This is a genomic window from Corallococcus sp. AB030 (assembly GCF_003668965.1).
In the GTDB taxonomy this organism is placed as follows: Bacteria; Myxococcota; Myxococcia; order Myxococcales; family Myxococcaceae; genus Corallococcus; species Corallococcus exiguus.
The window spans coordinates 46,937-52,936 of sequence record NZ_RAWQ01000042.1; the positions used below are offsets into that span (position 1 = coordinate 46,937).

General features: G+C 71.2%; 6 protein-coding genes. 1 reads left to right on the top strand and 5 read right to left on the bottom strand.

Annotated features, from left to right (window positions below):
* Positions 1-70: 70 nt before the first annotated feature.
* Both D7Y15_RS13455 and D7Y15_RS13460 read right to left on the bottom strand, forming a co-directional pair.
* Positions 71-307 carry a hypothetical protein gene (locus tag D7Y15_RS13455; protein WP_120575767.1) on the bottom strand — a complete coding sequence of 79 codons (237 nt, stop codon included), beginning with the start codon at positions 305-307 and terminating at the stop codon, positions 71-73.
* Positions 237-869: an OsmC family protein gene (locus D7Y15_RS13460; protein WP_120575768.1), complete on the bottom strand. Its 633-nt coding sequence runs from the start codon at positions 867-869 to the stop codon at positions 237-239. The genes D7Y15_RS13455 and D7Y15_RS13460 overlap by 71 nt, the downstream gene beginning before the upstream one ends.
* 442 nt (positions 870-1,311) lie before the next feature.
* On the opposite strand from D7Y15_RS13460, the gene D7Y15_RS13465 reads away from it, so the two are divergent.
* The gene (locus tag D7Y15_RS13465) at positions 1,312-1,818 is read left to right on the top strand and encodes an SRPBCC family protein (RefSeq protein WP_158629045.1); all 507 of its coding nucleotides are present in this window, start codon (positions 1,312-1,314) and stop codon (positions 1,816-1,818) included.
* Between the two features lie 10 nt (positions 1,819-1,828).
* On the opposite strand, the gene D7Y15_RS13470 is transcribed toward D7Y15_RS13465, so the two are convergent.
* The 3 genes from D7Y15_RS13470 to D7Y15_RS13480 all read right to left on the bottom strand — a co-directional run.
* Positions 1,829-3,268, bottom strand: a complete 1,440-nt coding sequence (locus D7Y15_RS13470; protein WP_121752829.1) for a cytochrome-c peroxidase — start codon at positions 3,266-3,268, stop codon at positions 1,829-1,831.
* A gap of 200 nt (positions 3,269-3,468) precedes the next feature.
* Positions 3,469-5,235 (bottom strand): Ig-like domain-containing protein, encoded by a 1,767-nt coding sequence (locus D7Y15_RS13475; protein ID WP_158629046.1) that lies wholly within the window; start codon positions 5,233-5,235, stop codon positions 3,469-3,471.
* A 58-nt stretch (positions 5,236-5,293) separates the two neighbouring features.
* The coding region (locus D7Y15_RS13480) for an OmpA family protein (RefSeq protein ID WP_148712759.1) at positions 5,294-6,000 on the bottom strand (707 nt) is incomplete at its 5' end.

The following is a 6,000-nucleotide window of genomic DNA, read 5'->3' on the forward strand; positions in this document are numbered from 1 at the left end:
ATGTTGTGGAGAGCCACGAGGCGGGCGGGCGCTCTCCCGCCGCGCCGTACGGGTCAGCACGGGCTGGCGGTCACGCGATGATGGTCGGCGGCCCCGGATGGTTGGGGTCATGCGCCGGTGGGTCCTGGATGCCCGGCTCCACCTCCGGGTCCTGTAGGGGCGGAGGGGGTTCCCGGCGTTTGGGCTCGCCCGGAGGTGGATCCTTCTCCGGCACGGGCGGCCGGGGCGGATCAATTTCAGGCGTGGGCTTCGGTTCCGGCTCCTTCACCGGCTTCGTGGGCGGATTCGTCTGTGGATTCGTCGGCATGTGCTTCCACACTGCGCATGCCGCTCCCCCAGGGAACCGCCGCGTCCGCCTCTCCCGGAGCGGGTGCCTGGTTTTCGACAGGTGCGGTGGCGTCCTCGCGACGGGCGTGGGCCCACACCTCCACCACCGGCTCGATGCGCGGGGTGAGCTGGAGCATGGAGCTGGGGAAGCATCGCGCCGGCAGCCGGGCGAAGAGCTGGCGCGCGTCCTCCGCCTCCCGTGGACTGCCCACGGCGACGTGCGGCCGGACGATGAGGTCGGTGAAGTGGGCGGCCTCGTCAGGACTCCCGCTCACCAGCCGGGCCGTGGCGGAGCTCTGGTAGAAGAGCACGCCCACGCCCGCCTCCCGGGCTCCGTCCAGGAACGCGTGCAGCGTGCGCCCCTCCACCGCGCCCACCAGCAGTGCCTCCGGGTCCCACCGCCCGTCCACGGGCCCGTCTTGCTGGCCGCACAGCGGACGGCCAATCGGAACGGGGGGCGCATGGTCGCTCGTCAGCACCGCGCCCCGGTCCCCCTGCCAATAGAGGCGCGTTTCGTACTCGGTGATGGAAGCGGAGGTCATCGGGCATCTCCTCGGCGAAGGGGGGGCATGCACCATGCGCCTTCAACAGCCATGCCCGGGCAATGCTTCACATCCCGCCAGACCCTGCCCCGCGGGGCGAGTCCCCCCAGGTGGGCCGGTGATCGCGGGGCCACACGCAGACTGACCCGGGATGCGGAGCGCTTACAACAGCCCTTTCGGACGATTCCGACTCCGCTGCCGTTGCTCCACATCACGCGCCTCAATGCCTGACATGGGGGGCGGCATGAATGCGATGCGACGCGGTGGGGGATCGGGTCCGTTGACTGTATGGCTTTACGAGGGCTTCCAGGGCCGTACGGCCTGAGGGGAGCGCGCTCTCCCCGAGGGGCACGCCCTACGCCTGGAGGCCCGCCCGTGGACGGTGGGGCGCCCTCCAGTCGCATGGCCGCCCTGGGGGCGGAGCCCCTTCTTGAGCATGTCCATGCACGAACGACCTGAGGCACTGATGGCCGAGGCCTATGCGAGTCAACTCATCCAGGCACCCGCGGACGTGGTCTGGGACCGCGTGGGAGGCTTTGACAGCCTTCCCCGCTGGCACCCGGGCGTCGTCACCAGCGAGCGGGTGACGCGTCCCGACTCCGCCGGCCCCTTGCGCCGGCTCACCACGCGCGACGGCGAGGTGTACCTGGAGGCGCGGTTGGCCTACGACGCGCATGCGCGCAGCTACGCGTACGAGATGGTGGAGGGCGCGCTGCCCGTGCGCGACTTCGTGGCGAAGCTGCGGGTGACGCCGGTGACGGCGACCGGGCAGACCTTCGTGGAGTGGCACGCGACCTTCAGGCTGGCGCCGGGTCACGAGGGCGAGGCGGCGGCGCTGAGCCAGTGGATCCGCGAGGAGTTCTTCGCACGGGGCCTGCGGGGACTGGCGCACACCTTCCTGCCGCCTCCGCCCCGGGTGTCGGCGCCGGAGCTGGAGTGGCGGCGCTGAGCGGCGGCGTTCACAGCCGCTGGAGGAAGCGCAGCAGATCCTTCTTCTGAGCGGGGCTGAGGGACTCCGGCGGCCCGCCCGGGAACTCGGGCGGGTGCACCGGCAGCGCGCCCACGGAAGGGATGCCCGGGAGGATGAAGCGGCTGTAGGTGTCCACCGTCTCCGCGAGCGTGGCGTGGCTGTTGTCGTGGAAGTACGGCGCGGTGCGGGCGATGCCGCGCAGGGACGGCACGTCGAAGGACTCGAACTCCGCGGGGTCTCCGCTGATCAACGCGCGCCCGGGGTCGGTGGAGTACCACTGGGCCGCGAGCGCGGGGCCCACGATGGGCGCGCCGTTCTCATCCAGCGCGGGGTTGATGTCATCCGGGTCGCCGCTCGCGGTGACGGGGATGGGCGGCAGGTCCGTGACGGCGTGCTGGCGCGTGCCGTCCGTGTAGAAGCGGAAGCGGTACTGGGGGAATTCGACGGACGTGTTGTAGAGGGGCACGACGCCGCGCTGACCCAGGTAGGTCATGTATGCGTAGCCGGCGTTGAGGAACTCGCTGTGCGGGCGGGGTACGCGCACGGGTTCGGCCGTGCCTCCGGGCGTGACGGTGTACTGGATGTTGCCGTCGGGCTTGAGCGCGTAGAAGAGCGCGTCGTGCGTGGCGCGGTTCACGACGCGGTTGCGCGTGCGGTCGCCGTGGCAGGCCTCGCAGGCCAGGGCGTAGACGTCGCGTCCGCGCCGCTCGGATGCGTCGAGCAGGAGCAGGGCGTCCGGATCCGGGATGGCGCTCAGCGGCCAGCCCCGCTCCAGTAACTCCGACACGAAGCGGGCGCGAGGGGAGCTGAACACGCTGCGCTCGAACGCGGCGATTCGCTGGAGCACGGCCGGCGCCACCGTGCCGCCCTGGCTGTGGCTGGTGACGGCGCTCTGGGCCTGGGTGACCAGGTCGGTTTCGCGGCCGTCGAACTGGAAGGGGCCGGAGAAGCCGGTGTCGGCGATGCTCGGCACGGCGCGCCAGACGGACACCTTGCGGTCCGGGGCGGTGATGACGTTCCCCTGAACGTCGATGACGTCCATGTTCGCGGGGAGGGGAAGCACCACGCGCACCAGGCCCTTCTTCAGGTGCTCGTAGGTGGGCACGGGGGCGGCCGGGTCATCCGCGTCGATGCGATTGAACAGCGGATCCGCGGGGCTCCGGGCCCAGAGCGCCTCTACGTGCGCGGGCTTGAGCGCGGTGTCGTCCGCGAACACGTGGCACGTCGCGCAGGAGCGCCCGTTGGTGCCGGGCAGGGCCTCCTGGAAGTGCTTCCTGCCGGCGGCCGCCTGGGCCACGGACGCCAACTCCGCCTGGGACGTCACGGGCCCGGCGGTGGCTTCCACGTTGGCCGCGGTGTCGGTGCAGCCCGCGAGTCCGGCGAGCGCGAAGGCGCCCAGGGTGCTCGCGATGAATCGATGACCTGCCATGTGTTCCCCTCCCGGTTGCTGCGATGGGAGGGGAACACCGCGCGCCCCGTTTTGTGTCACCGCGAAGGCGCGCGGGAGGGAATGCCGTCAGTCCTTCCGGAGCCAATTGGGCCGGTGCTCGAACGTCCGCGGCTGGAGCCCCCGGAGCAGCTGCTTGAAGACGTCCTCCCAGGGAGCAAGCTCCCTCCCAGGGAGCAAGCTCAGGACTTGCGGCGGCGGGCGCGCGCCATCAGGCCCGCGAGCAGCGCGCCGACCCACATGGCCGGAGCAGGGGACGTGGCGCCGCATCCCAGTCCGCCGCCGAGCATCTCGTCGTAGGGCGTGCCGCCAATCACTCCGAGGTCGTTCGGATTCTGACCACCGCCGGTGCCCGGGCCCGGGTCCGTGGTGCCGCCGCCATCGGTGTTGCCGCCGTTGCCGGTGCCGCCATCGGTGTTGCCGCCGTTGCCGGTGCCGCCATCGGTGTTGCCGCCGGTGCCGCCGTCAGTGCCACCGCCGGCCGGGGTCATCTCCCACGTGTAGGTCGCCGCGGCGCCGACGTTGCCGGCTGCGTCCACCGCGCGGACCTGGAGGGTGTGCGTCCCGGGAGCCAGGTTCTCCAGCGTGATGTTCGCCAGACAGTCCTGGAACTCCAGCCCGTCCACGCTGCACTGGAACGTGGCCAGCACCTCATTCGCCTCGAAGCCGAAGGAGGCCACGGTTCCGGCCAGCACCGGCGGCGGAGACGTCACCACTGAAGCCACCGGCGCCACCGTGTCCACCCTCCAGGTGTGCACGGCCGGCGTCAGGTCCGGCACCCCGTTGGGCGCGACGGCGAACACGCTGAACACGTGCACGCCATCCGCCAGGCCCTGATACGCCGCCGGGTCGGTGCAGGGCGTCGCGAACAGCGCGTCCAGGTTGCACCGGAAGGTGGCGCCCGCGTGCTCCGACGTGAAGGCGAAGGTGGCGCTGCTGCTCGGGCTGAACAGCGGCGGGCCCGCCACGATGCGCGTGTCCGCACCCGTGCTGTCCAGCGTGAAGGCGACGGTCACGGGCAGGCTGGAGTTGCCCGCCGCGTCCGTGGCCGACGCCGTCAGGAAGTGCACCCCGTCCACCAGCGTGCCCGGCACCGCGACCGTCCACTGGCCCGCGACATCCACCTCCGCCGTGCCCACCAGGACGCCGTCGATCATCAGGCGCACCACCGACCCGGGCTCACCCCGGCCGCTCACCTCCGAAGGCGAGACGGCCACCGTCGCGCCCGGCGTCACCGACGTCACCCGCGGAATCGCCGGCGCCACCGTGTCCACCGTCCACGAGTAGGTCGTGGCCTCCGTCTCCTGGTTGCCTGCGGCGTCCCGGGCGCGAACCGCCAGCGTGTGCGGCCCGTCCGCCAGCAGGAGCGTCAGGTACGGCGAAGCGCACGGCAGGGCCAGGCCGCTGTCCAGCGCGCAGGTGAACGTGGAGTTCGGCTCCGAGGACTTGAAGGCGAACGTCGAAATCAGGGCGTTGGTGAAGGCCGGCGGCGTGGACGTGAAGGTCGTCTTCGGCGGCGTGAGGTCGATCGTCCACGAGTAGGTCGCCGGCGTGGGGTCCGTCAGCAGCCCGAGCAGGTCCTTGGAGCGCACCAGGAACTGGTGCGGGCCCTCGGCCAGGTTCGTGAAGTCGCGAGGCGTGCCACACGCCACGAAGTTGTCGTTGTCCAGCGCGCACTGGTACGACACCAGCAGCGCCGACGAGCCGAACGTGAAGCGCGCCGTCGTCTGTACGGTGGAGAGCGCCGGGCCGCTGAAGATGACCGTCTCCGGCCCCAGGTTCAGGATGCTGAACGGCACGCTCGCCGCGGGGGGCGCGTCAGGAAGCGCCGCGGCCAGCTGGCCCGGAGACACGGCGGTGGTGAGCGGCGCCGCTTCGGCGGTCGCACGCGTATTCAGGCAAAGCGCGGCCAGGGCCCCCACGAGGAGGCGACAGGAAGAGGGAGTCATTGAATTTCCTTGAAAGAAGGATGCGGTGAAGGGGTTGTGAGAGGGATTGGGCCGCGGCTCAGTCTCGCGAGACGTTGCCGGAGGTGGGCTCCGGCTCGATGTGGAACTCCACGCGGCGATTGAGCTCACGGCCGGACGAGGTGTCATTGGACGCGACGGGAGCGTCCGGGCCGCGGCCGGCGGCCATCAGTCGGTCCGCCGGGACACCGCGCATCGCCAGGCACTGGACGACCGCGGAGGCGCGTTGCTGGGACAGCGTCCGGTTGGTCTCCGGACGGCCGCGCGAATCCGTGTGGCCCTCCACCAGGATGTGTTTCAACTCCGGGTGGCTGATGAGCACCTTCGCCACCTGGTCCAGCAGGTTGAACGAACGCGGCATCACGCGCGCCTCGCCAGAGGCGAAGTAGACCTTCTCGCGGATCTCCAGCCGGTCCTGGGTGATGACCACCAGCTGCTTCTGCTTCGCCGGGCAGCCCTGGTTCGACGCGGGACCGGCCACCATCGGGCAGTTGTCCACCACGTCCGCCACGGCGTCGCCGTCGTTGTCCGCCTCCGGGCAGCCATCATCGTCGAGGAAGCCGTCGCGGTCCTCGGGGTCCACCGGGCAGTGGTCCTTGGCGTTGGCCACGCCGTCGTTGTCGTCATCCAGGTCCGGGCACTGCTCCAGCGAATGGCTCTGGTTCGGGGCGCACACGTCCACCACCGCCACCGGCGGGGCCACCGGAGCCGGCTCCGGAGGCCCCGCCGGTGGCGGTGGTGGACGTG